The 24922-nt window shown below is 55.0% G+C and carries 21 protein-coding genes; 16 read left to right on the forward strand and 5 right to left on the reverse strand.

From position 1 onward, the window contains the following. The first annotated feature begins 9 nt into the window (after window positions 1-9). The 4 genes from sS8_RS22475 (at window position 10) to lpxC (ending at window position 4201) form a co-directional block, all read left to right on the forward strand. Window positions 10-684, forward strand: coding sequence for a cell division protein FtsQ/DivIB (locus tag sS8_RS22475; RefSeq protein WP_170161218.1), 675 nt, complete (start codon window positions 10-12; stop codon window positions 682-684). 31 nt (window positions 685-715) lie between these two features. Further along, on the forward strand, window positions 716-1951 hold the full coding sequence (gene ftsA / locus sS8_RS22480) for a cell division protein FtsA (RefSeq protein WP_119631727.1): 1236 nt from the start codon (window positions 716-718) through the stop codon (window positions 1949-1951). 49 nt (window positions 1952-2000) lie between these two features. Then, window positions 2001-3146: a cell division protein FtsZ gene (gene ftsZ, locus sS8_RS22485; protein WP_119631728.1), complete on the forward strand. Its 1146-nt coding sequence runs from the start codon at window positions 2001-2003 to the stop codon at window positions 3144-3146. A 140-nt stretch (window positions 3147-3286) separates the two neighbouring features. Then, on the forward strand, window positions 3287-4201 hold the full coding sequence (lpxC, locus tag sS8_RS22490) for a UDP-3-O-acyl-N-acetylglucosamine deacetylase (RefSeq protein ID WP_119631729.1): 915 nt from the start codon (window positions 3287-3289) through the stop codon (window positions 4199-4201). Window positions 4202-4270: 69 nt separating this feature from the next. Here the strand turns inward: lpxC and sS8_RS22495 are convergent, their stop codons facing one another. Then, window positions 4271-4738 (reverse strand): DciA family protein, encoded by a 468-nt coding sequence (locus sS8_RS22495; RefSeq protein ID WP_119631730.1) that lies wholly within the window; start codon window positions 4736-4738, stop codon window positions 4271-4273. A gap of 177 nt (window positions 4739-4915) precedes the next feature. On the opposite strand from sS8_RS22495, the gene secA reads away from it, so the two are divergent. The 8 genes from secA (at window position 4916) to sS8_RS22535 (ending at window position 17548) form a co-directional block, all read left to right on the forward strand. Further along, on the forward strand, window positions 4916-7639 hold the full coding sequence (secA, locus tag sS8_RS22500; RefSeq protein WP_119631731.1) for a preprotein translocase subunit SecA: 2724 nt from the start codon (window positions 4916-4918) through the stop codon (window positions 7637-7639). An 11-nt stretch (window positions 7640-7650) separates the two neighbouring features. Continuing rightward, entirely contained in the window at window positions 7651-8862 is a 1212-nt protein-coding gene (gene argJ, locus sS8_RS22505; RefSeq protein WP_119631732.1) for a bifunctional glutamate N-acetyltransferase/amino-acid acetyltransferase ArgJ, read from the forward strand. Between the two features lie 9 nt (window positions 8863-8871). Then, entirely contained in the window at window positions 8872-9819 is a 948-nt protein-coding gene (locus sS8_RS22510) for a Nudix family hydrolase (RefSeq protein WP_119631733.1), read from the forward strand. A 167-nt stretch (window positions 9820-9986) separates the two neighbouring features. Beyond that, the gene (glnA, locus tag sS8_RS22515) at window positions 9987-11396 is read left to right on the forward strand and encodes a glutamate--ammonia ligase (RefSeq protein WP_119631734.1); all 1410 of its coding nucleotides are present in this window, start codon (window positions 9987-9989) and stop codon (window positions 11394-11396) included. Between the two features lie 541 nt (window positions 11397-11937). Next, on the forward strand, window positions 11938-13011 hold the full coding sequence (glnL, locus tag sS8_RS22520) for a nitrogen regulation protein NR(II) (RefSeq protein ID WP_119631735.1): 1074 nt from the start codon (window positions 11938-11940) through the stop codon (window positions 13009-13011). Continuing rightward, a complete protein-coding gene (ntrC, locus tag sS8_RS22525; protein ID WP_119631736.1) occupies window positions 13004-14413 on the forward strand; it encodes a nitrogen regulation protein NR(I) in 1410 nt (469 codons plus the stop codon). The genes glnL and ntrC overlap by 8 nt, the downstream gene beginning before the upstream one ends. A 148-nt stretch (window positions 14414-14561) precedes the next feature. Next, a complete protein-coding gene (locus sS8_RS22530; protein ID WP_119631737.1) occupies window positions 14562-17072 on the forward strand; it encodes a glycogen/starch/alpha-glucan phosphorylase in 2511 nt (836 codons plus the stop codon). A 2-nt stretch (window positions 17073-17074) separates the two neighbouring features. Next, window positions 17075-17548, forward strand: a complete 474-nt coding sequence (locus tag sS8_RS22535; protein ID WP_119631738.1) for a tRNA (cytidine(34)-2'-O)-methyltransferase — start codon at window positions 17075-17077, stop codon at window positions 17546-17548. 11 nt (window positions 17549-17559) lie between these two features. Here sS8_RS22535 and gpsA read toward each other — a convergent pair whose 3' ends face one another. The 4 genes from gpsA to sS8_RS22555 are packed head-to-tail and all read right to left on the reverse strand — an operon-like array spanning window position 17560 to window position 19884. Then, entirely contained in the window at window positions 17560-18564 is a 1005-nt protein-coding gene (gpsA, locus tag sS8_RS22540; RefSeq protein ID WP_119631739.1) for an NAD(P)H-dependent glycerol-3-phosphate dehydrogenase, read from the reverse strand. A 21-nt stretch (window positions 18565-18585) separates the two neighbouring features. Further along, a complete protein-coding gene (gene secB, locus sS8_RS22545; RefSeq protein ID WP_119631740.1) occupies window positions 18586-19047 on the reverse strand; it encodes a protein-export chaperone SecB in 462 nt (153 codons plus the stop codon). A gap of 56 nt (window positions 19048-19103) precedes the next feature. Further along, window positions 19104-19553 (reverse strand): rhodanese-like domain-containing protein, encoded by a 450-nt coding sequence (locus tag sS8_RS22550; protein WP_119631741.1) that lies wholly within the window; start codon window positions 19551-19553, stop codon window positions 19104-19106. 19 nt (window positions 19554-19572) lie between these two features. Continuing rightward, complete coding sequence (locus tag sS8_RS22555; RefSeq protein ID WP_119632961.1) at window positions 19573-19884, reverse strand: ArsR/SmtB family transcription factor; 312 nt, start codon at window positions 19882-19884, stop codon at window positions 19573-19575. 284 nt (window positions 19885-20168) lie between these two features. Here sS8_RS22555 and gpmI point away from each other — a divergent pair, with 284 nt between their 5' ends. The 4 genes from gpmI (at window position 20169) to sS8_RS22580 (ending at window position 24810) form a co-directional block, all read left to right on the forward strand. After that, on the forward strand, window positions 20169-21710 hold the full coding sequence (gpmI, locus tag sS8_RS22560; RefSeq protein ID WP_119632962.1) for a 2,3-bisphosphoglycerate-independent phosphoglycerate mutase: 1542 nt from the start codon (window positions 20169-20171) through the stop codon (window positions 21708-21710). A 194-nt stretch (window positions 21711-21904) separates the two neighbouring features. Next, the gene (locus tag sS8_RS22565) at window positions 21905-22876 is read left to right on the forward strand and encodes a murein hydrolase activator EnvC family protein (RefSeq protein WP_145986652.1); all 972 of its coding nucleotides are present in this window, start codon (window positions 21905-21907) and stop codon (window positions 22874-22876) included. A 60-nt stretch (window positions 22877-22936) separates the two neighbouring features. Then, window positions 22937-24259 (forward strand): S41 family peptidase, encoded by a 1323-nt coding sequence (locus sS8_RS22570; RefSeq protein WP_119631743.1) that lies wholly within the window; start codon window positions 22937-22939, stop codon window positions 24257-24259. Window positions 24260-24624: 365 nt separating this feature from the next. Next, on the forward strand, window positions 24625-24810 hold the full coding sequence (locus sS8_RS22580; RefSeq protein ID WP_408631155.1) for a GNAT family N-acetyltransferase: 186 nt from the start codon (window positions 24625-24627) through the stop codon (window positions 24808-24810). Window positions 24811-24922 lie beyond the last annotated feature (112 nt).

The following is a 24922-nucleotide window of genomic DNA, read 5'->3' on the forward strand; positions in this document are numbered from 1 at the left end:
GGGGATCTTATGCCCATACGTTATGTCCGCGTGGAAGGGGAGATTCATAATCTGGACCCGGTGGCGTTTACTAAGTCTCTGCTGCCGCTGGCTCAAGCCGGATATTTTCTGGCTGATATGCATGACATAGAAGAAACCGCCAGATCCTTTCCCTGGGTGGACAGGGTTCAGGTCGCCAGGCTTTGGCCCGACACCTTGCTGTTGACGGTCGTTGAGCAAAAACCCGTTGCCCGTACCCGCGACGGGGGCCTGATCAATGATCGTGGGACGCAGTTTTCGCCAGAAGAAATTCAATCCCAAACGAATCTGCCGGTGCTCGACGGTCCGCCGGGACACGAAAAGCTGCTGCTGGCCACGCTTTTTTCATTGAATGGCCAATTGAAGCGCAGAGGTATGCGGGTCGATGTCCTGAGGCTCACCGGTCGGCGCGCCTGGAGCGCGCGCCTGAGCAGCGGAGTGGAGATCGAATTCGGAAAGCAGGATCCGGCTCTCGCCCTGGAACGTTTGCTGGCGCTCTTGCCGAGTTTGGGCGAGGCGCGGATCGGGGCACTCCAAAAAGTGGATTTGCGCTATCCGAACGGGTTCGCCGTGAGATTCAGACAGCAATCTTCCGCAGATGCCGTTTCTTTGATTCGACCCGACCTTGTCGAGTGTGGCCGGATTCGGAGCAGGATGTACACCTGACTTGAATCGACAAGAACACAGATTTATTGCAATGGCTAGAAAATCAGATCGAAATCTCATCGTTGGATTGGATATAGGCACCTCAAAGGTTGCTTGCATCGTCGGTGAGATCAACGAGGACGGCGAAATCGAGGTGGTCGGCATTGGTAGTCATCCTTCCCGTGGATTGAAAAAAGGCGTGGTCGTCAACTTGGAGACCACAGTCCAATCGATTCAGCGCGCCGTCGAGGAAGCCGAATTGATGGCGGGCTGCCGGATTCAGGCGGTGTATGCCGGAATTGCGGGAAGCCATATCAGCAGCATGAATTCTCACGGCATCGTCGCCATCAAGGAGAAAGAGGTGACTCAGAGCGACGTGGACCGAGTAATTGATTCGGCACGTGCCGTTGCCATTCCGGCGGATCAGAAGATCCTTCACATTCTGCCGCAAGAGTTCGTGATCGACAGGCAAGAGGGCATCAAGGAGCCGGTCGGCATGTCCGGAATCCGGCTTGAGGCCAGGGTGCATATCGTAACCGGGGCGGTGAGCGCGGCGCAGAACATCGTTAAGTGTATTCGCCGCTGCAGTCTGGACGTCGAGGACATCATTTTGGAACAGCTTGCGTCCTGCACCGCGGTGTTGACCGACGACGAGAAAGATCTCGGCGTTTGCCTGGTGGACATCGGTGGCGGAACGACCGACGTGGCGGTGTTCACCGATGGTGCTATTCGGCATACGGCTGTAATTCCCATTGCCGGGGATCAGGTGACCAACGATATTGCGGTGGCACTGCGGACACCGACCCAGTTCGCCGAAGAAATCAAGATCAGGCACGCTTGTGCATTGACCCAATTGGCGAAGCTGGAGGACACCATCGAGGTGCCCAGCATCGGCGATAGACCGGCGAGGCAGATTTCCCGCTTGAATTTGGCGGAAATTGTCGAGCCACGATACGAAGAGTTGTTGCTGTTGGTGCAACAGGAATTGCGCCGTAGCGGCTTCGAAGACTTGATCGCCGCCGGGATCGTGTTGAGTGGCGGCAGTGCAAAGGTCGAAGGATTGGTCGAGTTGGCGGAAGAGATTTTTCACATGCCGGTACGTCTGGGTTTGCCGCAGTACGTCACCGGTTTGACCGATGTGGTTCGAAATCCGATTTACGCAACGGGCGTCGGTTTGCTGCTATTCGGCAAGCAGCATCAGACCCTGGCGGGACGATATATGCCTTTGGGAACAGGCATTAGAGGGTTATGGGCAAGGATGAAAAGTTGGTTTACGGGTAATTTTTAGGATCGAAAATTCCCCGGAGTGGAAATGCGTTTAAGACGGGGTGGACACAATGCAGTTCGAATTAGTGGATTCTTATAGCCAGAATGCGGTTATCAAGGTAATCGGAGTTGGGGGCGGAGGCGGAAATGCCCTAAACCATATGGTCAACAGCCATGTCGAGGGTGTTGAATTCATTTGCGCCAACACCGATGCACAGGCCTTGAAGAACATAAAGTCCAAATCGGTCATTCAATTGGGCAATGCGCTGACCAAGGGGCTCGGGGCCGGAGCGAATCCGGAAATCGGCCGCCAGGCCGCATTGGACGATCGCGACCGTATCTTGGAAGTTCTGGAAGGGGCCGATATGGTATTCATCACTGCCGGTATGGGTGGCGGAACCGGGACCGGAGCGGCCCCGGTGATTGCCGAGATCGCCAAGGAAGCGGGTATTCTCACCGTTGCCGTTGTTACCAAGCCGTTTCCGTTCGAAGGCAAGAAACGGCGCAGCGTGGCGGAAAGAGGCATCGAAGAGCTCGGCCAATTCGTCGATTCGCTGATTACCATTCCGAACGAAAAATTATTGCCGGTGTTGGGTAAAGACGTAAGCCTGATCAACGCCTTTGCCGCGGCCAATGACGTTTTGCTCGGAGCGGTGCAAGGTATCGCCGATCTGATTACCCGGCCAGGTCTCATCAACGTGGATTTTGCCGACGTGCGTACGGTCATGTCGGAAATGGGGATGGCCATGATGGGAACGGGGGTGGGTACCGGCGAGCACCGTGCGCGCCAGGCAGCGGAAAAAGCGATCGCCAGTCCCTTGCTCGAAGATATCAATCTTCAAGGCGCGCGTGGCGTGCTGGTCAATGTCACGGCATGCCAAACCTTGTCGATCGGTGAATTCAGCGAGGTCGGCGACGCGATAAGAGACTTTGCTTCCGATGACGCTGTCGTCGTGATCGGTACGGCCATCGACCCCGAGCTGGAGGATGAAGTCCGGGTAACGGTGGTGGCTACGGGTTTGAACAATCAGCGCCAGCCCAACGAAGCTACAATCAAACTCGTGCATAAACACACCGGTGAAATCGATTATGATCAATTGCAGCGTCCGACCGTAATCCGCAAGCAGCCCAAGCATGAAGCGCGGCCGGAAGCGAAGAAGGATATGGATCTCGATTATTTGGATATTCCGGCATTTTTGCGCCGTCAGGCCGACTGAAGGATCTTCCCCGACAGCAATGAGGCTTCGGTCCGCTCGATGAGTCCGGGCTCTGCATAGTTCGTTGGCTTGGGTGGTTTAAACTATGCAGGGCCATACGAAAGACTTTCGGGGATATTCAGTTAAGATAGGTGAATCGAATGATCAGGCAAAGAACACTAAAGAATGTCATTAGAGGTACCGGAGTCGGGTTGCACACCGGAGAGAAGGTTTACTTGACCCTTCGCCCGGCCGCTCCCAACGCCGGTATCGTGTTTCGGCGCGTGGATTTGCCTGAACCCGTCATCATCGAGGCAAGGCCGGAGAATGTCGGCGAAACGACCTTGTCCACAACCCTCGTGAAGGGTGACGTTAAGATCTCTACCGTCGAACACCTGCTTTCCGCGTTTGCCGGGCTCGGCATCGACAATGCCTATGTCGATGTCAGTGCGCCGGAAGTTCCTATCATGGACGGCAGTGCCGGCCCTTTCGTGTTTCTCATTCAATCGGCAGGTGTCGAGGAGCAGAATGCACCTAAGCGCTTTATCCGGATAAAGCGCAAGCTGCGGGTTGAAGACGGCGACAAATGGGCCTGTTTCGAACCCTATGAAGGTTTTAAGGTCACGTTTACGATCGACTTCGAGCACCCGGCGTTTCGCAAGGACGTGCAAACGGCCAGCATCGATTTTTCATCGACATCTTTTGTCAAGGAAGTGAGTCGGGCCAGAACCTTCGGCTTCATGCGCGACATCGAAGCTCTGCGTAAACGTAGGCTAGCCCTGGGCGGCAGCATGGACAACGCGATCGTGGTGGACAACCATCGCGTCCTGAATGAAGATGGACTGCGCTATGCCGATGAGTTCGTAAAGCACAAAATCCTGGACGCGATCGGGGATCTTTATCTGCTGGGACACAGTTTGATCGGTTCCTTTACCGGTCATAAGTCAGGCCACGGTTTGAACAACCGACTGCTGATGGAATTGCTCAAACAAAAAGACGCCTGGGAGTCGGTGACATACATGGAAGACGACGTTTTGCCGATTTCTTTCATGCGGGCGGCTCAGGCCGGCGGGTGACTCTTCATCGAGCGTTCAGGCATCAGTCGGGGGATGAAGATTCCCCCGGCAAACTTTTAGATCCGTCGGTTATCGGTTTTCCTTTCCCTGAGCTGTATCACGGAGCGCTCCGACCGTTGCGCTCAATCGCAAAAGCGAGTCCTTGATCTCTCCGGACGAAGCCGACAGCGCACTATTCTTTAGAAGTTCGGCGATGAAAACCGGTGGTGGGACTATCCTCGGTCTGCCGAAATTTTCGCCGATGGACGCGACGAAATTACGAATCTGCAGATCTTTGGGGCGGAATCCGGTCGACTGCTCAAGCTTGGAAAGAAGCTGCGGGGCATAAAAGCGAATTTGCGAGGCCCAGGCTGCCGAATCCACGTAAAGAATCAGCCGGTCCGGTTTGATTACGCAGTCCACGCAATGGACCGCCAGAAATCCGGGCAATGCTCTTTTTACCAGATCCAGCATTTGGCGGTGCTTTTGAATCTGGATACGTATTGCCAGGATCGTTCCGTCCTGACATAGACCAGCAATGGATTTGGGGTGGCGCATCGTTGAAATCAGTCCGGTACCGTAGCGTGACTTTGCCGCATCGAGTTCGGAGGAAGCTGCAGCTTCGGCCGTCGGGTATCGACGATGGCCGATATAGCCCTCGACTCATTATAAATACCATGGTTTTGCGGTATCATCGTTGGATTATTTTTCGTTTGGACTCGGAATCAAACCGCAATGCTAGGCAAGCTAGTAAAGAAAATCGTTGGTAGTCGCAACGAGCGCATCATTAATAGGAAAAGAAAACTCGTCAAGAAGATCAACGCGCTGGAACCCCAGTTTCAGAAGCTCTCCGATGAGGCATTAAGAGGAAAAACCCAAGAATTCAGGGATCGTCTGAACGCCGGGGAAACTCTAGACGGCTTGCTCCCCGAGGCCTTCGCCGCCGTCAGGGAAGCATCCCGCCGGGTTCTGAGCATGCGCCATTTCGACGTTCAGCTAATCGGCGGCATGGTACTTCATGACGGAAAAATTTCGGAAATGAAAACCGGCGAAGGAAAGACGCTGGTCGCCACCTTGGCCGCTTATTTGAATGCGCTGCCCGGTAAGGGAGTGCACGTCGTGACAGTCAACGATTATCTGGCTCGACGCGACTCGGAGTGGATGGGCAAACTTTACAACTTCCTTGGACTTTCGGTAGGCGTCATCGTCAGCGGCCTCAGTACGGAGCAGCGCCGTGCATCGTATGCGGCAGACATCACCTACGGCACCAACAACGAGTTCGGATTCGATTATCTCCGGGATAACATGGCCTTTTCCCGAGACCAGAGGGTGCAGCGGGAAAAATTTTTTGCGATCGTCGACGAGGTGGACTCCATTCTGATCGACGAAGCCCGAACGCCCCTGATTATTTCGGGGCCGACCGAGGACCGTAGCGACCTTTACCATAAGATCAACGCGCTCATTCCTCATCTCAAGCGCCAGGAAAAAGAGGGCGCTCGCGGCGATTACAGTGTCGATGAAAAATCACGCCAAGTTTATCTCACCGAGGAAGGCCACGAGCGCATTGAGCAGCTGCTGGTACAGCAGGGCTTGATCAAGGCCGACGAAAGTCTTTACGACGCCGTCAATATCAGGCTCATGCATTACATCAACGCCGGATTGCGGGCGCATGCGCTGTTTCAGCGGGATGTGGACTATATCGTCCGGGAAAATCAGGTCATTATCGTGGATGAGTTCACCGGGCGCGCGATGCCGGGGCGGCGTTGGTCCGAAGGTCTGCACCAGGCGATCGAGGCGAAGGAGAATGTGCCGGTCCAAAACGAAAATCAGACGCTGGCGTCCATTACCTTTCAAAATTATTTCCGCCTGTACGAAAAGCTTTCCGGCATGACCGGTACGGCCGATACCGAAGCACCCGAGTTTCATCAGATCTACGGCCTCGAAGTCGTCGTCATTCCGCCCAATAGGCCTATGATTCGCCAAGATCTTGGCGATCTCGTTTACCTGACCGTCCGGGAGAAATACGGCGCGATCATCGAGGATATCGGCGAGTGCGTGAAGCGCGGCCAGCCGGTGCTGGTGGGTACCACGTCCATCGAGAACTCGGAACTTCTGGCGGCTTTGCTGCGTAAGGAGAATATTCCGCATAAGGTACTGAATGCGAAGCATCACGAGCAGGAGGCTCACATCATCGCGCAGGCCGGCAAGCCGGGCGCAGTGACCATCGCGACCAACATGGCGGGCCGCGGTACAGATATCGTGCTCGGAGGCAGCGTGGAAGAAGATTTGGCGGGGGGCGCTCTCAGCGATGAGGGAACGATCGCCCGATTGAACGAGGAGTGGAAGGCGCGTCACGCTCAGGTGGTGGCCGCAGGGGGCTTGCACGTCATCGGATCGGAGCGGCACGAATCCCGGCGGATCGACAACCAGTTGCGGGGACGGTCCGGACGGCAAGGCGATCCGGGCTCGTCACGGTTTTATTTGTCCCTGGAAGATGCGCTGATGCGCATATTCGCTTCCGACCGAGTGGCCGTGCTGATGCAAAAACTAGGGATGAAAGAAGGCGAGGCGATCGAGCACCCGTGGGTGACGCGGGCGATCGAGAGTGCTCAACGCAAGGTCGAGGCGCGCAACTTCGACATTCGTAAGCAGCTTCTCGAATATGACAATGTTGCCAACGATCAGCGCAAGGTGGTTTATCACATGCGTGATGAACTGATGGAAGCGGACGATATTTCCGAGGCCATTACGAATATGCGCCGGGATGTCATCGGACAGTTGTTTGTTCAGTTTATTCCTCCGCATACTCTGGAAGAGCAATGGGATGTCAAGGGGCTGGAGGAAACCCTGCTGCGCGAGCTCGGAGCAAAGCTGCCGGTCCAGGACTGGCTGGAAGAGGATTCCCGTCTTGATGAGGACGGCTTGCGGAGCAAGATATTCGACCAATTGGACTCGATCTATCATGAAAAGAGCGCCGCCATCGGTGAATCGGTCATGCGCCACTTCGAAAAAACGGTGATGCTGCAGGTTCTCGATAACGCCTGGAAAGAGCATTTGGCGGCCATGGATCATCTACGCCAGGGCATCCATCTGCGCGGTTATGCGCAGAAGGATCCGAAACAGGAATACAAGCGTGAAGCCTTTGAAATGTTTACCTCGATGATTGAAGGCATCAAGCACGAGGTGATAGGCATCGTGTCCAAGGTTCAGGTCCACAGCGAGGAGGAGGTGGCTGTCATGGAAGAACAGCGCCGAGCGGCTCCTCGGGAAATGCATTTCGAACATGCCGAGGCGCACGCTCTGACTGCCGAACCCGAAGAGGCGGAAGTCGAAGAGAAGCAGGTCAAACCCAGGCCGGCGCAGCCATACATCAGGGATGTCGCCAAGGTCGGCCGTAATGAGCCTTGTCCTTGCGGTTCCGGGAAGAAGTTCAAGCAGTGTCACGGCAAATTGGATTGAAATCGTCCCGTATGAGCGCATCGAGTGAAGCGTTGTCTCTGCCCGGGGTAAAAGGTGTCCGGCTGGGCGCGGCATGTGCCGGTATCAAACGGAGCGATCGTGACGATCTCGTGGTGATCGAAGCTGCCGAGGGTTCTGTCTGTGCCGCAGTTTTTACGCGGAATGCCTTTTGCGCCGCGCCGGTTATCGTAGCTAGAGAACATCTCGGGCGCCACCCGCGCTGGCTTCTGATCAATTCCGGAAATGCCAATGCCGGCACCGGCCAACGAGGACTGGATGACGCGCGACGGACCTGTAAGGCATTGGCACGGTTGACCGGCGCATCGGCCGAACAGGTGCTACCGTTTTCGACGGGCGTCATTGGCGAGTATCTTCCCGTGGACAAGATCGAATCGGCCTTGCCACGGGCTTTGAGTACTCTGGATGAAGCAGGATGGGGGCAGGCCGCGCGCGCCATCATGACGACCGATACTCGGCCCAAGGGTGCAAGCCGAACTCTGAATCTGGCGGGTGTGCCGGTTACCGTGACCGGTATTGCCAAAGGCGCCGGCATGATTCATCCCGACATGGCCACCATGTTGGCTTTCATCGCTACCGATGCGGCCGTAGATCAGGATGGCTTGCAGCATTGCCTGAGCGAAGCGGTTGATGGCTCTTTCAATCTGATCACGGTGGATGGCGACACCTCGACTAACGATGCCTGCGTCCTGTTCGCGTCGGGTGCGGTCGGCAATCCAGAGCTTAACCGCCGGAGTGCGGACTTTTTTCTGCTGTCTCGCGCGGTGCGGGACGTTTGCGAAGAGTTGGCCGAAGCGATCGTGCGGGACGGAGAAGGCGCCACCAAGCTGATAAGGATCGAGATCCAGGAGGCGAGAGACGAAGCCGAGGCGCGTAATGTGGCCAAGACAATCGCTCATTCCCCCTTGGTCAAGACGGCTTTTTTCGCGAGTGATCCCAACTGGGGACGTATTCTGGCCGCTATCGGACGTTCAGGTTGCGCGGCCCTCGACATATCGAAAGTGGCGATATGGTTGGGGAACGTGCAGATCGTGGAAAACGGCGGACGTGCTCCGAGTTACACCGAGGAAGCCGGTCGAGCGATGATGTCTGAAAGCGACATCCTGATCCGGGTCACGCTTGGGCGGGGGCAGGCGCATCAACGTGTCCTGACCTGCGATTTTTCTTACGATTACGTCCGCATCAACGCGGAATATCGGACTTGAACTCAACCCGTGAGTACTTGTGCCGAGCTTCATGTAGCGGCCGGTGTCATCAGAAACGATCTCGGTCAAGTTCTCATCGCGAGGAGGGCCGTCCACGTCGATCAAGGCAATCTTTGGGAGTTTCCGGGCGGCAAGCTGGAACGTGGAGAAACCGCAAGACAAGCATTGTGCAGGGAACTCCACGAGGAACTCAACCTCAAGGTGCTGGAGGCGTCGCCTCTGATTCGTGTTCGCCACGCTTATCCCGAGCGGCACGTACTTCTCGATGTATGGCAGGTGCATCGGTTTGAGGGATCGCCCATTGGCATGCAGGGCCAGCCGATTCGTTGGGTTCTGCCGGATGAATTGTCACGTTTTTCGTTTCCCGCTGCGAATCGGCCCATTGTTGCCGCTGCCCGGCTTCCCGATCGATACGCAATCTTGGACGATGACACCGGTGACGATGCGGTTTTGCGAGAACGTCTGCACCGTCTCGTGTCGCGCGGAATCAGCCTGATCCAATTGCGGGCGCGTCGTCTGGGGATGCCCCGTTATGAGGCATTGGCGCAATATGCTGCAGAATATTGTCGGGCACAGCGCGTCACCTTGCTGATGAATGCCGATTCCGACTGGGTTTCCGGGATACCGGTCGCGGGCGTCCACCTAACGGCACAAAGGCTTATGAGCTTGCGTGAAAGACCTTTGGACGAGGCGCGCTGGGTTGCGGCATCTTGTCATAACCTTGCCGAGTTGCGGCAGGCCGAGCGAATCGGCGTCGATCTGGCCGTTCTTGCTCCGGTGCAGCCCACGCCCACACATCCTCATGCTGTGCCATTAGGATGGCAAACTTTCGCCGAATTGGTGGATCAGGTAAACATCCCGATTTTCGCACTTGGGGGGCTGTCACCGGATGATATCGACCACGCGAAAGCTCACGGTGCTCAGGGGGTGGCAGGTATCCGCGGATTTCTTCGCTAGGACGCACCAAAATGGATCTTATGCACCATTGTGGCTCGGTGCTCCTTTGCAAATAAGTTGTTGCTCTATTGTAATTCTAGGGGATAAAAGCGTTTTTTTGTTGGTATGATTTTTGTTTTATAACCGGCTTGAGATTTTTACAACCCTAAATACTCGGGAGAGAAAGAATGACGCCACAAGATGTACTTCAGCTCATCAAGGAAAAGGAGGTCCAATATGTCGACTTGAGGTTTGCGGACACTCGGGGCAAGGAACAGCACGTCAGCATTCCCGCTCACAGCGTGGACGAAGACATGTTCGAAGACGGCAAGATGTTCGACGGGTCGTCTATCGCCGGCTGGAAGAGCATCAACGAGTCGGATATGATCTTGATGCCTGATTCGACCACGGCAGTCATGGATCCGTTTTTTGACGATCCCACACTCATCTTGCGCTGCGACATCGTCGAGCCATCCACCATGCAAGGCTACGAGCGAGATCCACGATCTATTGCAAAGCGCGCCGAAGCGTACATGAAATCTACCGGCATCGCGGATACGGCGTTATTCGGTCCGGAAAACGAGTTTTTCGTTTTCGACGACGTTCGCTGGGGTGTCTCCATGCAGGGAGCGTTCTACAAAGTCGATTCCGAAGAAGCCAGCTGGAATACCGAGAAAGTTTACGAAGACGGCAACATCGGGCATCGTCCCGGTATCAAAGGGGGATACTTCCCGGTTCCGCCCGTCGATTCCATGCAGGATCTGCGCGCGGCGATGTGCAACACGCTGGAAGAAATGGGGCTGGTCGTCGAAGTCCATCACCACGAGGTGGCAACTGCGGGGCAGTGCGAAATCGGCGTCAAATGCAACACCCTGGTCAAAAAGGCCGACGAAGTTCTCGTTCTCAAATACGTGGTTCAGAACGTCGCGCATGCTTACGGCAAGACCGCTACGTTCATGCCGAAGCCGCTGGTAGGCGACAACGGAAACGGGATGCATGTTCATCAGTCTTTGGCGAAAGACGGCGTCAACCTGTTCAGCGGCGACCTTTACGGCGGGCTTTCCGAAACCGCCCTTTTCTATATCGGCGGTATCATCAAGCATGCCAAGGCATTGAACGCTTTCTGCAATCCTTCGACCAACAGCTACAAGCGCCTGGTCCCGGGTTTTGAAGCACCCGTCATGCTGGCTTATTCTGCGCGGAATCGCTCGGCGTCGATCCGGGTTCCGTATGTCACCAATCCGAAGGCTCGCCGTATCGAGGTGCGTTTCCCGGATTCCACCGCAAACCCGTACTTTGCCTTCGCAGCGATGTTGATGGCCGGTCTGGATGGCATCCAGAACAAAATCCATCCGGGCGACGCCATGGACAAGGATCTTTACGATCTGCCGTCGGAAGAGGAAAAAAGTATCCCGCAGGTATGTCATGCGTTCGATATGGCCTTGGACGCGTTGAGCGCGGATCGCGAATTCCTGACCGCCGGAGGCGTATTCACCAACGATGCGATAGACGCCTACATCAATCTCAAGATGGTGGAAGTGACGCGCCTGCGCATGAGCACGCATCCGGTTGAATACGACATGTACTACAGCCTCTAGGCCACCATTCCATCCCGATCTGAAAACGCCCCATTCTGGGGCGTTTTTTTTGGGGAGCGATCGCCAACTTTGGGGTCACGCCGAAGGTTGCCGATTGTGTCGCTCTCGGTGGCGGTGACCGCCCATGATGGGACGGCGGGGCACTGCAAGAGTATCTTCGAGCGCTTTTCCCGTTGACCGCGACGCGGTATCTGGGGCGATTTGCGGCCCTGGGGCCGCAAGTGGTCCGGACCTGCAACGTCGAAATGACATCTCACTGGATAGATCGCCAGTCAAGACGACATTGAAGATCACCGACGGCCGAGTAAACAGAAGAAGTCTTGGTTGTGTACAGAGCTTCGTTTGTTCTTTGGTGCTGACATTACTACAAATGGAACAGATTTTTCGGCAAATTGGCCGAGAATGCACTATAGTGGTGCGCTTCAGCTGAGATCATCCACCAGCGAGCTTCTCAATCTGGGCCGCTATCGGGCTTTGGGCTTGTCGCTTCCCGGTCTGCCCCATGAAAATGATTGGCCTCTATTTTGCTTTTTAAACCGCGATGAACAACTCAGATCCCGTTCCACTTTATCAACGAATTCTCGATCATCTCACCGACGCTGTTTTGGTTTTCGACCCGGCGTACCGGCTGATTTATATCAACGTTGCCGGTGAAATGCTGCTGGCAGTAAGTGCTCGACAGGTTCTGGGTATGGGCGCCAAAGAGCTGTTCTTTTTGTACGATCAGAATATCGAGCGAGATTTGAAACGGACCTTGCAGCAAGGGGAATCGTTGACTAAGCGAAATCTGTCGCTGGGTCTCCCTTCTCATGCCATAACGGTCAATTTCACGATTACACCGATGCTGGAGCAGGACACACCAATCGCCGCGTTGGTGCAGATCGAGCAGGTGGATCGACATTTGCGCATCTCCATGGAAGAACAACTGCTCGCGCAGCAGAACGCCGCGCGCATGTTGTTGCGGGGCTTGGCGCACGAAATCAAGAATCCGCTGGGGGGGTTGCGCGGCGCGGCGCAGTTGCTCGACCGCGAGTTGGTCGACGAAGAAATGCGGGAGTATACGAAAATCATCATGGAGGAGTCCGACCGACTGCAATCCCTGGTCGACCGGATGCTCGAGCCCAACAAGCCGCCGAGAAAAAGTCGACTCAATATCCATAGGGTACTGGAAAGAGTGCGTCAACTGGTGCAGGTGGAAGCGCCCCCGAGTGTCGTGATCGAAAGAGATTACGACCCGAGCTTGCCCTTGGTGAACGGCGACAGCGACCAGCTCATTCAGGCGATTTTGAACATCGTGAGGAATGCGGCTCAGGCGGTCGGGCAGAAAGGGCGAATCCTGATACGTACCCGCATTCACCGTCAGGTTACGATCGGTCATCAGCGCAATCCGATGGCGGTCAAGATCGACATCGTCGATGACGGGCCGGGCATCAAACCGGAGCTGCTCGGACAAATTTTCTATCCCATGGTGACCGGGCGTGCCGATGGCACGGGTTTGGGGTTGTCAATGGCGCAGTCCTTGATCAATCAGCACGGCGGATTGGTCGAGTGTTCGAGTTCCCCTGGCAATACGGTTTTTTCTATTTTCCTGCCTTTGGAGAAGGACCATGACTAGTTCAGCCCAAGTATGGGTGGTGGATGATGATCGCTCAATCCGTTGGGTCTTGGAAAAGGCCTTGCAAAAGGCATCAATACATGCCCGTTGTTTTTCCAGCGCGGGCGGATTGCTAGATGCTCTGGATCAGGGCAAGCCGGATGCCGTTTTGACCGATATTCGAATGCCCGGCATGGACGGGTTGGAGCTTTTGCGGAAGTTGCAGATCAAGCATCCGCAACTTCCGATTATTATCATGACTGCGCACTCGGATCTCGAAAGTGCTGTCTCGGCTTTTCATGGCGGCGCATTCGAATACTTGCCGAAACCGTTCGATGTGGATGATGCCGTCGATCTGGTACGTCGTGCCTGCGCTCAAAGTCAGCGTGCGCGGCAAGAGCAGGGACAGCCGGAAGCGCATGGCGAAACGCCGGAAATTATCGGCGAGGCGCCGGCCATGCAAGAGGTTTTTCGGGCCATTGCGAGGCTTGCCCGCTCCCATATTACCGTACTTATCAACGGCGAATCGGGCACCGGCAAAGAGCTGGTTGCGCGAGCGCTGCATCGCCATAGCCCCCGGGCGGACAAGCCATTTATTGCACTCAACATGGCGGCAATTCCGCGTGATTTGCTCGAATCCGAATTGTTCGGGCACGAGCGTGGCGCTTTCACCGGCGCACAGGCTCGCCGGGCCGGACGCTTCGAGCAAGCTGACGGAGGCACGCTGTTTTTGGACGAGATCGGTGATATGCCGGCGGATTTGCAGACTCGACTGCTGCGCGTGCTGGCCGACGGCGAATTTTTTCCGGTAGGCGCGCACACGCCGGTCAAGGTCGATGTCCGGATTATTGCCGCTACTCACCAAAATCTGGATACGTTAGTCGCCGAAGGCCGTTTTCGGGAGGACTTGTTCCACAGGTTGAATGTGATACGCATTCATCTGCCGCCGTTGCGGGAACGGCGCCAGGATATTCCTTTATTGTTGAGCCATTTCCTGAAAGAAGCCAGCCAGGAGCTCAAAGTAGAGACAAAAGTCCTGTTGCAGGACGTGGAGGATTACCTGTGTCGGCTCGATTGGCCGGGTAATGTGCGCCAGCTGGAGAACACTTGCCGCTGGATTACGGTTATGGCGGCGGGCAAGGAGGTTCATTTGGATGATCTCCCGCCCGAACTGCTCAGTATCAAGGCGAGTGCCTCCACGGTCGTCGACAGTTGGGAGGACTGTTTTCGGCAGTGGGTCGACAAGCGCTTGAGGCGTGGGGACCGAAATGTCGCGAAAGAAGCCATTGATTCGGCAGAGGGGATTTTGATTGCCACAGCGTTGCAGTTCACCCGTGGCCGCCGGCAGGAGGCGGCAAAGTTGCTTGGTTATGGACGTAACACCTTGACACGCAAGATCAGTGAGTTGAGCCTGGACGTGTAGGGCATCGAAATCGTTCAGTTCGTTGTCAACAGTACCGAGCTTTGATGCGATAATCGGAACTTTCGGCCATTTTCACCTCAGAACGGGCGAAGATGGGTGATTCGCATTTCGCGCCCAATTTGAAATTAGCCAAGTAACCGGACCGACTATGCCAAACGAAAATCCAGTGAATAGTAAGCGAAAACCCTGGTTGACCGAATTGCCGGAGCTGGGGCTGAGAGCCAAGGATTTGGCGTTGGATATACGCCGCCATTTCAGTTACACGCTCGGCCGTGACAAGTACTGTACATCCGTGCACTACACCTACACGGCAGTCGCTTTGACGGTACGCGACCGCTTGATGGAGCGGTGGAAAAACACTCAGTACGCTTATGAGGAAGCGGACTGTAAGCGTGCTTACTATTTGTCGATGGAATTCCTGATGGGGCGCGCGTTGAGCAACGCGATGCTCAATCTCGGGATCGACGACCCGCTGAACGAGACTTTGCATGACTTGGGGTTGGATCTCGAGGAGATCGTCGAAAGTGAACAGGATGCCGGGTTGGGCAATGGAGGACTCGGGCGTCTGGCGGCCTGCTTCGTGGATAGCTGCGCGACTCTGCAGTTGCCGGTAATGGGTTACGGCATCCGTTACGAATACGGGATGTTCCGGCAAAACGTCGAGGATGGACATCAGGTCGAGGAGCCTGACCACTGGTTGCGAAACGGTCACGTCTGGGAGTTGGAACGTCCGGAACTGACTGTACGGGTCCGCTTCGGCGGACGGACGGACGACTACGGCGGTGACGGATACCATTCGAGACGGCGCTGGGTGGATACCCACGATGTGCTCGCAGTACCTTATGACATTCCGGTTCCCGGTTACAAAAACGGTACCGTCAACACGTTGCGCCTGTGGAAAGCAGCGGCCACGGACGAATTCGACCTGCAAGACTTCAATGCGGGGGATTATACCGAGGCGGTCCGCTCCAAAAACCTGGCGGAAAACATCACGATGGTGTTGTATCCGAACGACGCCAGCGAGAACGGGAAGGAGTTGAGGCTTCGCCAGCAATACTTTTTGGCTTCGGCCAGTCTTCAGGATGTCATTCGGAAATGGGTACTTGGACACGGCGAGGACTTCAGCCAGTTTGCAGACAAGAATTGCTTTCAGCTGAACGATACTCATCCGAGTATTGCGGTGGCCGAGTTGATGCGCCTGCTGCTGGATGAGCATGGCTTGAGTTGGGATGAAGCCTGGAGCATTACCTCACGTACCATGGCTTATACCAACCATACCTTGCTTCCGGAAGCCTTGGAAAAATGGCCGGTTCGTTTATTCCGGCAATTGTTGCCGCGTTTGTTGGAAATCATATTCGAGATTAACGCGCGATTTTTGGGGGAAGTCGCGAACCGCTGGCCCGGCGACCTGGACCGCTTGGCGCGTATGTCCTTGATCGAGGAAGGATGGGAGCAGCAGGTCCGGATGGCGTATCTCGCGATCGTCGGGAGCTTTTCGGTCAACGGGGTGGCGGAACTCCATTCCAATCTGCTCATGCAAGGGTTGTTCCGCGATTTTTATGAGTTGTGGCCGAACAGGTTCAATAACAAAACTAATGGCATCACGCCTCGCCGCTGGCTGGCGGGATGCAATTCCAGGCTTGCTTCATTAATAACCGAAACGATAGGCGAGGGCTGGTTGACAGATCTGTCTCAACTCTCTCGGCTTGCCTTGTATGCCGATGATTCAGCATTTCGCCAGCGCTGGATGGAAATCAAGCGCCACAACAAGGAGCGTCTCCTTCGTTACAAGAAAGTCGAACTCGATCTCGATGTCGATCCGAACGCTCTTTTCGATGTTCAGGTCAAGCGAATACATGAATACAAGCGGCAATTGCTGAATGTACTTCACGTGATCCACCTCTACGACCGCATCAAGCGGGGCGACACAGCCAATTGGACACCGCGATGCGTTCTTTTCGGCGGCAAGGCGGCGCCGGGCTATGTCATGGCGAAGCGGATCATCAAACTGATCAACAATGTTTCGAGTGTTATCAATCGTGATGTCACGGTAGGCGGCCTGCTAAAGATGGGATTCCTGCCCAATTATCGGGTTACGGCGATGGAATACATCTGCCCGGGTACCGATCTTTCGGAGCAGATTTCGACAGCCGGAAAAGAGGCTTCCGGTACCGGCAACATGAAGTTCATGCTGAATGGCGCCATCACCATTGGTACCCTCGATGGCGCCAACATCGAGATCCGCCAGGAAGTGGGAGCCGAAAACTTCTTTCTATTCGGCCTCACGGCTGAGGAAGTGGAAGCGAAGCGAAGCCAGTACGATCCGGAATCCGTAATAAACGGCTACGAAGACCTACGCAGGGTGATGCATCTCCTGGAAAGCGGGCACTTCAATCAGTTCGAACCGGGAATTTTCGATCCCATCGTCCAGTCCATCAAAAGCCCTCACGATCCGTGGATGACGGCTGCCGACTTTCAGAGTTACGTCGAGGCTCAGCGGCAGGCGGCTGCGGCTTATCTTGATCAGGAGCAGTGGACGAGGATGAGCATCCTGAACTGCGCGGCAAGCGGCAAGTTTTCCACCGACCGCACGATTTCCGATTACAATCGAGACATTTGGAAGCTAGACTCAATTGCCCCGTTGTCGCCAGAATCCTAGACGTGTTCCATATCGTCCTTTACGAACCGGAGATACCGCCGAACACCGGTAACATCATCCGCCTTTGTGCCAACGCTGGCGCGTCGCTGCATCTCATTCATCCCCTGGGATTCCGGCTGGATGATGCGAAACTGCGGCGCGCAGGCCTCGATTACCGAGAATGGGCGGATGTGAGGGAATACCGGGAACTGGATGAATTCATCGAGCGGATCCGGCCGGGGCGGCTGTTCGCGCTCAGCACCAAGGGGCGGTGCTGCTATGCGGATGCCGAATTCCGGCCGAACGACGCTTTGCTATTCGGTCCGGAGTCGAGGGGCTTGCCGGAGGCGCTGCTGGCTTCCCTGCCCGAGCAGCGGCTCCTTTATGTGCCGATGCGTCCCGACAGCCGTAGTCTGAATCTCTCCAATTCCGCGGCGCTGGTGCTTTACGAGGCGTGGCGACAAAATGGATTTGTCGGGGCGTCCCGGCCGCTTTGACGGAGCCGGGCTCAACAGTCCATTGCTTCGGCTTTCTGTTCCCGGAGTAGTAGATTGTTGACGGCTTCCAAAGGCGAGAGTCCCTCGTACAGAATTTTGTAGGTTTGCTCGGTAATCGGCATCTCGATTCCGAGATTTTGAGCCAGCTGGTAAATAATCTTGGTCGTGAGGACACCCTCGATTTCCTGGCCAATTTCCGCGGTGATTTGCTCCCGGGGTATTCCTTTGCCGAGCCCGAGGCCAAAGCGTCTATTTCGGGACTGATTATCGGTGCAGGTCAAAATGAGATCGCCGACCCCGGCGAGTCCCATAAAGGTTTCCGGTTTGCCGCCCAACGCCAATCCCAGGCGCATCATTTCGGTGAGTCCGCGGGTTATCAGTGCTGCACGCGAATTGGCGCCGAAATCCAAACCATCCGCAACGCCGGCGGCTATGGCCAGTACGTTTTTGGTCGCGCCGCCTAATTGAACGCCGATGATGTCGTCGGTGGTGTAAGCCCGGAACCGGTTGTTATGTAGCAGTTCCGCCAAGGTTTTGGCGAACTCGGCCTGCCGTGAGGCCACCGTAATGGCGGTCGGGAGATTGGCGGCCAAGTCGCGAGCAAAACTGGGACCGGAAAGTACCGCAGCCGGTATATTGGACCCCAGAACGTCCTCCGTGACCTGGTGCAGTAGCTTTCCGCTTTGCAACTCCAGACCTTTTGTGGCCCAGGCGATTCTGGTCTCCGGCCTCAGGTACGGAGCTAGGCTTGTCAGGATGCTTCGAAAGGCATGACTAGGCACTGCGACAATGAGAATTTCCGCGCTCCTGACGGCTTCCGCCAGATCAGCGACGATCCGGAGATTATCGGGAAAGCGAGCGCCGGGTAAATAGCGCTCGTTGCAGCGGGAAGCGCCGAGTTTGGCCATGTGTTCGGCGTGATGTCCCCACAAAACTGTAGGATGGCCGTTGCGGGCGATCAAGAGCGCTAGAGCCGTGCCCCAAGAGCCCGCGCCCAGAACTGATACAGCTGTCATCTGGAAGGTAAAGGTTTCCGGTTAGTGGCTTGTTTGGACGGCGTCTTGCTTTTGTTGCATCTGCTGCACATACAAGGCGTCGAAATTTATGGGAGCAAGGAGCAATGGAGGGAAGCCGCCCTTGGTGACAAGATCGGAAACAGCCTCGCGCGCATACGGAAAGAGGACATTCGGGCAATAGCTGCCTATCAACGGACCGAGTTCCTGCTCGTCAAAGCCTGCCATCGCGAAAATGCCGGCTTGGCAGACTTCCACCAGATACGCGGTTTTTTCGCCCAGTTTTACCGTGACCGTTGTGGTCAGGCTGACCTCGAACAGATTCTCCTGAAGCCTTTGGGCGTTGCTCGATAGATTGAATTCGACCTTGGGTTCCCACTTGAGCGTGAAGATATCCGGCGAATTCGGCGTCTCGAACGAGACATCCTTAACATAGATTTTTTGAAGGATAAACTGTTTTTCCGGCTGCGTAGTTTCTTCGGCCATTGAGAATCCTTGATGTTTAAGAATCGTAAGGTGGAAAAAAAGTGGGAAGAGAGGGCTTATTTGGTATTCCGCTTCTTAACGATAGGGTATTTTTGGTCTTCCCATGCCAGCATACCCCCTTTCATTTCATACACACGGGTAAAGCCTAATCCAATCAGCTTTTTGCAGGCTTGAGGAGAGCGCGTGCCGGATTGGCAGGTTACGATAACGGGATTTTGCTTGTAGGCTTCCAGTTCGTGTGCTCTTTCCTCTATTTTACCCAAGGGAATGTGTTTTGAGTTTTCGATATGCCCGTTGCTGTACTCGTGCGGTTCGCGTACATCGATGACTACGGTGTTTTCGCTATTCATCAGGTTTACGGTTTCCGCAGGCGAGACGACTTTGTGCTTGCGGAATGCGCTGTCGATGAAATCCTGGATCAACAAGATCGTAACAATGAGCAAACCGGCGGCCATGATCCAGTGATTGCCCAAGAATTCCAACAGGCGGTCGGGTGTCACAGTCATAGAAAAAATACGGCTCCAACTAATGATGACAAAAAACTTCTTTCATCAGCTTGATCAGCTGTAGTGTGCGTTCGTCGTCCACGTAATAGTACACGCGGTTAGCGTCTTTTTTACAGGCGAGTATGCCTTTATCACGCAGAATGCCTAAGTGCTGGGAGATGTTGCTCTGGGTTGTGCCGACCTGCTCGACGATGTCCTGAACGCTCACCTTATTGCTCCCCAAAGTGCATAGTATCTTGAGTCGCAGTGGATGCGACATGGCTTTCAGGCAATAGGCGGCCTGCACGATGTCGGCATCTTCCGTAATCAATATCTCGTTTGATTTGCTCATCGGAGGCTTCGCTTTGTGAGTTTGTGTGTTCTCTAGTCGCGCGTGTTCGAGCAACACGGAGTTACAAAAAAAAGTTAAAATACCGTTCCGTTTCTCCCTTTGCCCAAGCTTGAGGCGCGCCATTTTCAAATTCGTATTTATCCGGCGATATCGCGTTCAAGGCCGCGCCTTTCCCGCGAAACCGGCCACTTGGCCATTGGGGCATTCTGAATCTTGATTCAGTGGGGGGCGGCAAGGCTTCTTTTGCCAGGCAATCGCGCAAAAACCGAAAGGGAGATTATACTTTGAAGTTGAATCGTCCTAAACCTGTTGCCCTCATTATTCTCGACGGTTTCGGCTATAGCGAAACTAAGGACCATAACGCTATTGCTCTTGCGAAAACTCCCACTTGGACAAGGCTTTGGAATACTTGCGCGCACACCTTGCTCGATTGTTCGGGTGGGGTGGTCGGGTTGCCCGACGATCAAATGGGCAATTCCGAAGTGGGGCACTTGCATTTGGGAGCGGGGCGGCTGATTGATCAGGATCTTACTCTCATCTGCAAAGCAACCGCAGACCGATCGTTTTTTACCAATACTGTTCTGTGTGATGCCGTGGAAAGGGCGGTTCGCAACGATAAGGCGCTACACATTTTAGGACTGCTTTCGCCCGGCGGCGTTCACAGCCATGAGAAGCACATTCATGCGATGGCCGAGCTCGCAGTGAGTAAAGGTTTGCGCAAGGTTTATGTGCATGCGTTTCTGGACGGGCGGGATATGCCCCCCAAGAGCGCCGGCGACTCGCTTCGTGCGCTGGACGCGAAGTTCGCCGAGCTCGGTACCGGTCGAATCGCGTCGATTGTCGGGCGTTTCTACGCGATGGATCGCGATAAGCGCTGGGAGCGTATACAGGAGGCTTACGAACTGATTGTGCAGGGAAAAGCCGATTTCCGGGCAGAAACTGCGGTTGAAGCACTGAATCAGGCATATGGACGTGGAGAATCGGACGAATTCGTCAAGGCGACCACGATCGCTCCATCCGGCGAAGCGGCGGCCACTCTAATGGACGGTGACGTGGTTGTTTTCATGAATTTTCGGGCCGATCGCGCGCGCGAGTTGACGCAGGCGCTCAACGACACCGATTTTTCGGGCTTTCGGCGCGAAGTCGTTCCTCATCTGGGTGGGTTCGTTACCTTAACGGAATATCATAAAGACTTTAAGTTTCCTGTCGCTTTCCCGCCGCAGAACGTGACCAATAGCCTGGGAGAAGTCGTATCTAAGCTTGGTCTAAAGCAGTTGCGCCTGGCCGAGACTGAAAAGTACGCTCATGTCACATTTTTCTTTAATGGGGGCATAGAAACGCCGTTTCCGGGAGAATCGCGCATTTTGGTCCCATCGCCCAAGGTCAGGACCTACGATCAAAAGCCGGAAATGAGTGCTCCTGAAGTGACCGATAAATTGGTCAGGGCGATCGAATCCGGTGAGTATGACGTAATCATCTGTAACTACGCGAATGGGGATATGGTTGGCCATACCGGTAATCTGGATGCGTCGATTCAGGCCGTTGAAGCTTTGGATGAGTCATTAGGGCGAGTTGTGGAAGCCCTTGAAAAAGTTGGCGGAGAAGCGCTGATTACATCCGACCACGGCAATGTGGAGCAAATGGTCGACCCTTCGACTGGCGAGATTCAGACCGCGCACTCGGTCAATCCTGTGCCTCTCGTATATAAGGGAAACTGTGGACGGCTGAGAGACGGAGGCGGTTTGGCCGATGTCGCACCGACTCTGCTCGCGATTCTCGGAGTTGAGCAACCGGCGGAGATGACGGGGCGATCATTGGTGATTTGAGGTTCGCCGTTTTGTCCTTTTTCCGGGGCGCGCATGTTTTTTGTTTGGTTTTGGCATTCCAATTGCCTAATGCCTCGGCGGATTCGGAACCAAAAGCGCGTGCGGATGAACTAATTACGGTTCGAGAACGTATCAAGTCGGTTCAGAAGGCCAGGGATTCTCTGGAATCGCGGCGACGTGCTCTGGTCGGCCAATTGAGTACCATCGAACGGAAGTATGGACAACTGGCAAAACGGCTCAAAGAGCTTGCGTTGCAGGCTGAAGCCCAATCTCAGCGTTTAAGTGAGTTGGAACATCAGAGCAGTGAATTGAAAGCGACGATCAAGACGCAACATAAGACTTTGGCGGGACAGGCTCGTGCCGCGTATGCCTCCGGTCGGCAAGACTGGTTGAAATTGGTGCTGGATCAGGATGAACCTGCCAGGCTCAGCCGTGTGTTGGCTTATTACAATTATCTGAGCCAAGCAAGATTCTCGCTGCTGAAGGATATGCAGAGCGATCTGACGACCCTGCGGCAATTGCAGCGCGAAGTCGCGGCCGGAGCCGATCGGCTTCGATCGACGCGCGAACAGGTGGCGAAAGAAAGTCTTGAGTTGGAAAAGTTCCGGCGATCGCGGCGAGAGGTTTTGGCCGGCTTGGAGCGCACTCTTCAGGATAAGGATGCCCAGCTGGAACAGCTTCGGGATGATGAAGAGCGCTTGCAAGATTTGGTTGCCGCGATTCGGCCTTTTGCCGGTGACCCGGCTCGCAATCCCAAAACCCGCAATGGTGGCTTTTCGGCACTTTATGGCCGGTTAACGTATCCGACCGAAGGTGCGTTGCTTGAGCGGTTTGGCAACCCGCGAGCGGGCGGCCGTTGGGACGGCGTTGTCATTCGGGCGCCGGAAGGTGCCCCGGTACACGCGGTTGCATCGGGAAGCGTGGCTTATTCCGATTGGCTGCGAGGTTACGGTTTGCTGACCATCATCGATCACGGCGACGGATATATGAGTCTCTACGCATTCAATCAGAGCTTGTACAAGAATGTCGGGGATTGGGTAAACGGCGGTGATATCATCGCCACAGTCGGTGCCAGCGGCGGTCGCAGGGAGTCCGGACTATATTTTGGCATTCGGGAAAAAGGGAGACCGGTGAACCCGATGTTGTGGTGCAGTCGTAATGACTGACGTTCTTTTACGGATTGATTACAAGCCTGACTCAGGGCGTTTTTGGTTGTAGGAAAATCTATGTTGCGACAAAGAAATTTTCTGGTTCTTATCTTTGGCATTCTGCTCGGCATCTTGATAAGCACGGGAGGTAGCGTTCTTGCCGAACGTGAGAGCGGCAGCGAGGCAAATGCGATCCCTTTTGAGGGGTTGAAAACCTTTTCGGAGGTTTATGGCCGCATACGCCAGGACTACGTGGAGCCGGTGACGGACCAGAAATTGTTGGAGGATGCCATTCGCGGCATGCTCTCCGGTCTCGATCCGCATTCGGCGTACCTGGACCAGGAGCAGTATAACGAACTGAAGGTCGGCACTACCGGACAGTTCGGCGGTCTGGGTATCGAGGTCGGAATGGAGAACGGCTTTGTGAAGGTTATCGCGCCGATCGACGATACGCCCGCGCAAAAGGCCGGGATAAAGGCCGGAGACCTCGTCATTCGGCTGGATGATAAACCCGTCAAGGGCATGAGCTTAAGCGACGCGGTTAAAATGATGCGTGGCGAACCCGGTAGCGAGATTATTTTGACCATCGTCCGGGAGGGTGTCGAACAGCCTTTGAAGGTCAAAATCGTACGTGACGTCATCAAGGTCAAAAGCGTAAAGAGCCGGGTTCTGGAGGAGGGATACGGCTACGTCCGGATTACCAGCTTTCAGTCAAAGACCGGCGATAACGTCATCGAGGCTATCAGCGAACTCAAGAAGAAGGGCGAGTTGAAGGGCGTCGTATTGGATCTGCGGAATAATCCTGGCGGAGTTCTCAATGCGGCGGTTGCGGTTAGCGACGCATTCTTGGACAGCGGGCTGATCGTATACACCGATGGTCGAGTCGAAGATGCCAAGATGAAGTTCAGCGCGACGCCGAACGATGTTTTGAATGGTGCTCCAATCGTTGTTCTGATTAACTCCGGCTCCGCCTCGGCCTCGGAGATCGTAGCCGGTGCATTGCAGGATCATAAGCGTGCCATCATCATGGGAGAAAAGACTTTCGGAAAGGGTTCGGTGCAGACCATACTGCCTACCAGTAATGGCGGCGCGGTCAAGTTAACCACGGCCCGCTATTACACGCCCTCTGGACGGTCGATCCAGGCTGAAGGTATCTCTCCGGACGTGCCGATCTCGAAGGTGAAGCTGGAGTTGGCTGCCCAGTCCGAGTTTTCGCCGATCAAGGAAGCCGATTTGGTTAATCATCTCGAGAACGGAAACCAGAAAATGCTCAAGAAGGATGAAACCCAGGACGGCGATAAGAGCGAGGAGGCCTTGGCCTTGCAGGATTATCCGCTGAACGAGGCCCTTAACCTTTTGAAGGGCATTAATATCATGAGATATGGCCAAAAGAAGAACTAATCCGCCGTTTTCGTGAACGTGGATTCTTCTTTGTCGCGAAGGATTTACCCAATTGCCTCCGGTCGATTCGGGGGTGATTGGGATGCTCGAGAGTTGTGATGTCAGCCGCTGATCGGCAGTAAAGGAAAAGTCAATGGAGCTGGAGGTCGTCGCTTCGCCTGATGCGTCCGAGATCGAAACAATCGTAGAGGGTCTTGTTTCTCACGCATTTAGCGCTGGCATTGAGTCTCGTAATGCGCAGCCCCTTTTTGTTCTAGGACGCGCTGATGACGGGGAACTCATCGCGGGGCTTTCCGCAATGACCATGTGGGGCTGGCTCCATATCAAAGAGCTGTGGGTGTCGGAGACCTGGAGGGGGGGCTGGTTTGGGTACCCGGTTGATCGATAAAGCGGAAACGGAGGCGCGCAGGCGTGGATGTCGCCATGCTTTTCTCGACACCTTCGATTTTCAAGCGCGCCCGTTCTATGAAAAGCTCGGCTATCACGAGTTCGGCCAGCTGGAAGTATTTCCAGCCGGTCACACTCATTTTTTCTTGAGGAAACAACTATAGTCGAGGAGACGGCGTCGGGCACGCAGGGCCCCCTTGCCTAGAAAGCACTAGGTCGCCTTATAGTATCCCTGCCCGTGGCGATAGGGCGGGGGAGACTGACCTATAGATGATC

The sequence above is a fragment of the Methylocaldum marinum genome (genome assembly GCF_003584645.1).
GTDB classification, from domain to species: domain Bacteria; phylum Pseudomonadota; class Gammaproteobacteria; order Methylococcales; family Methylococcaceae; genus Methylocaldum; species Methylocaldum marinum.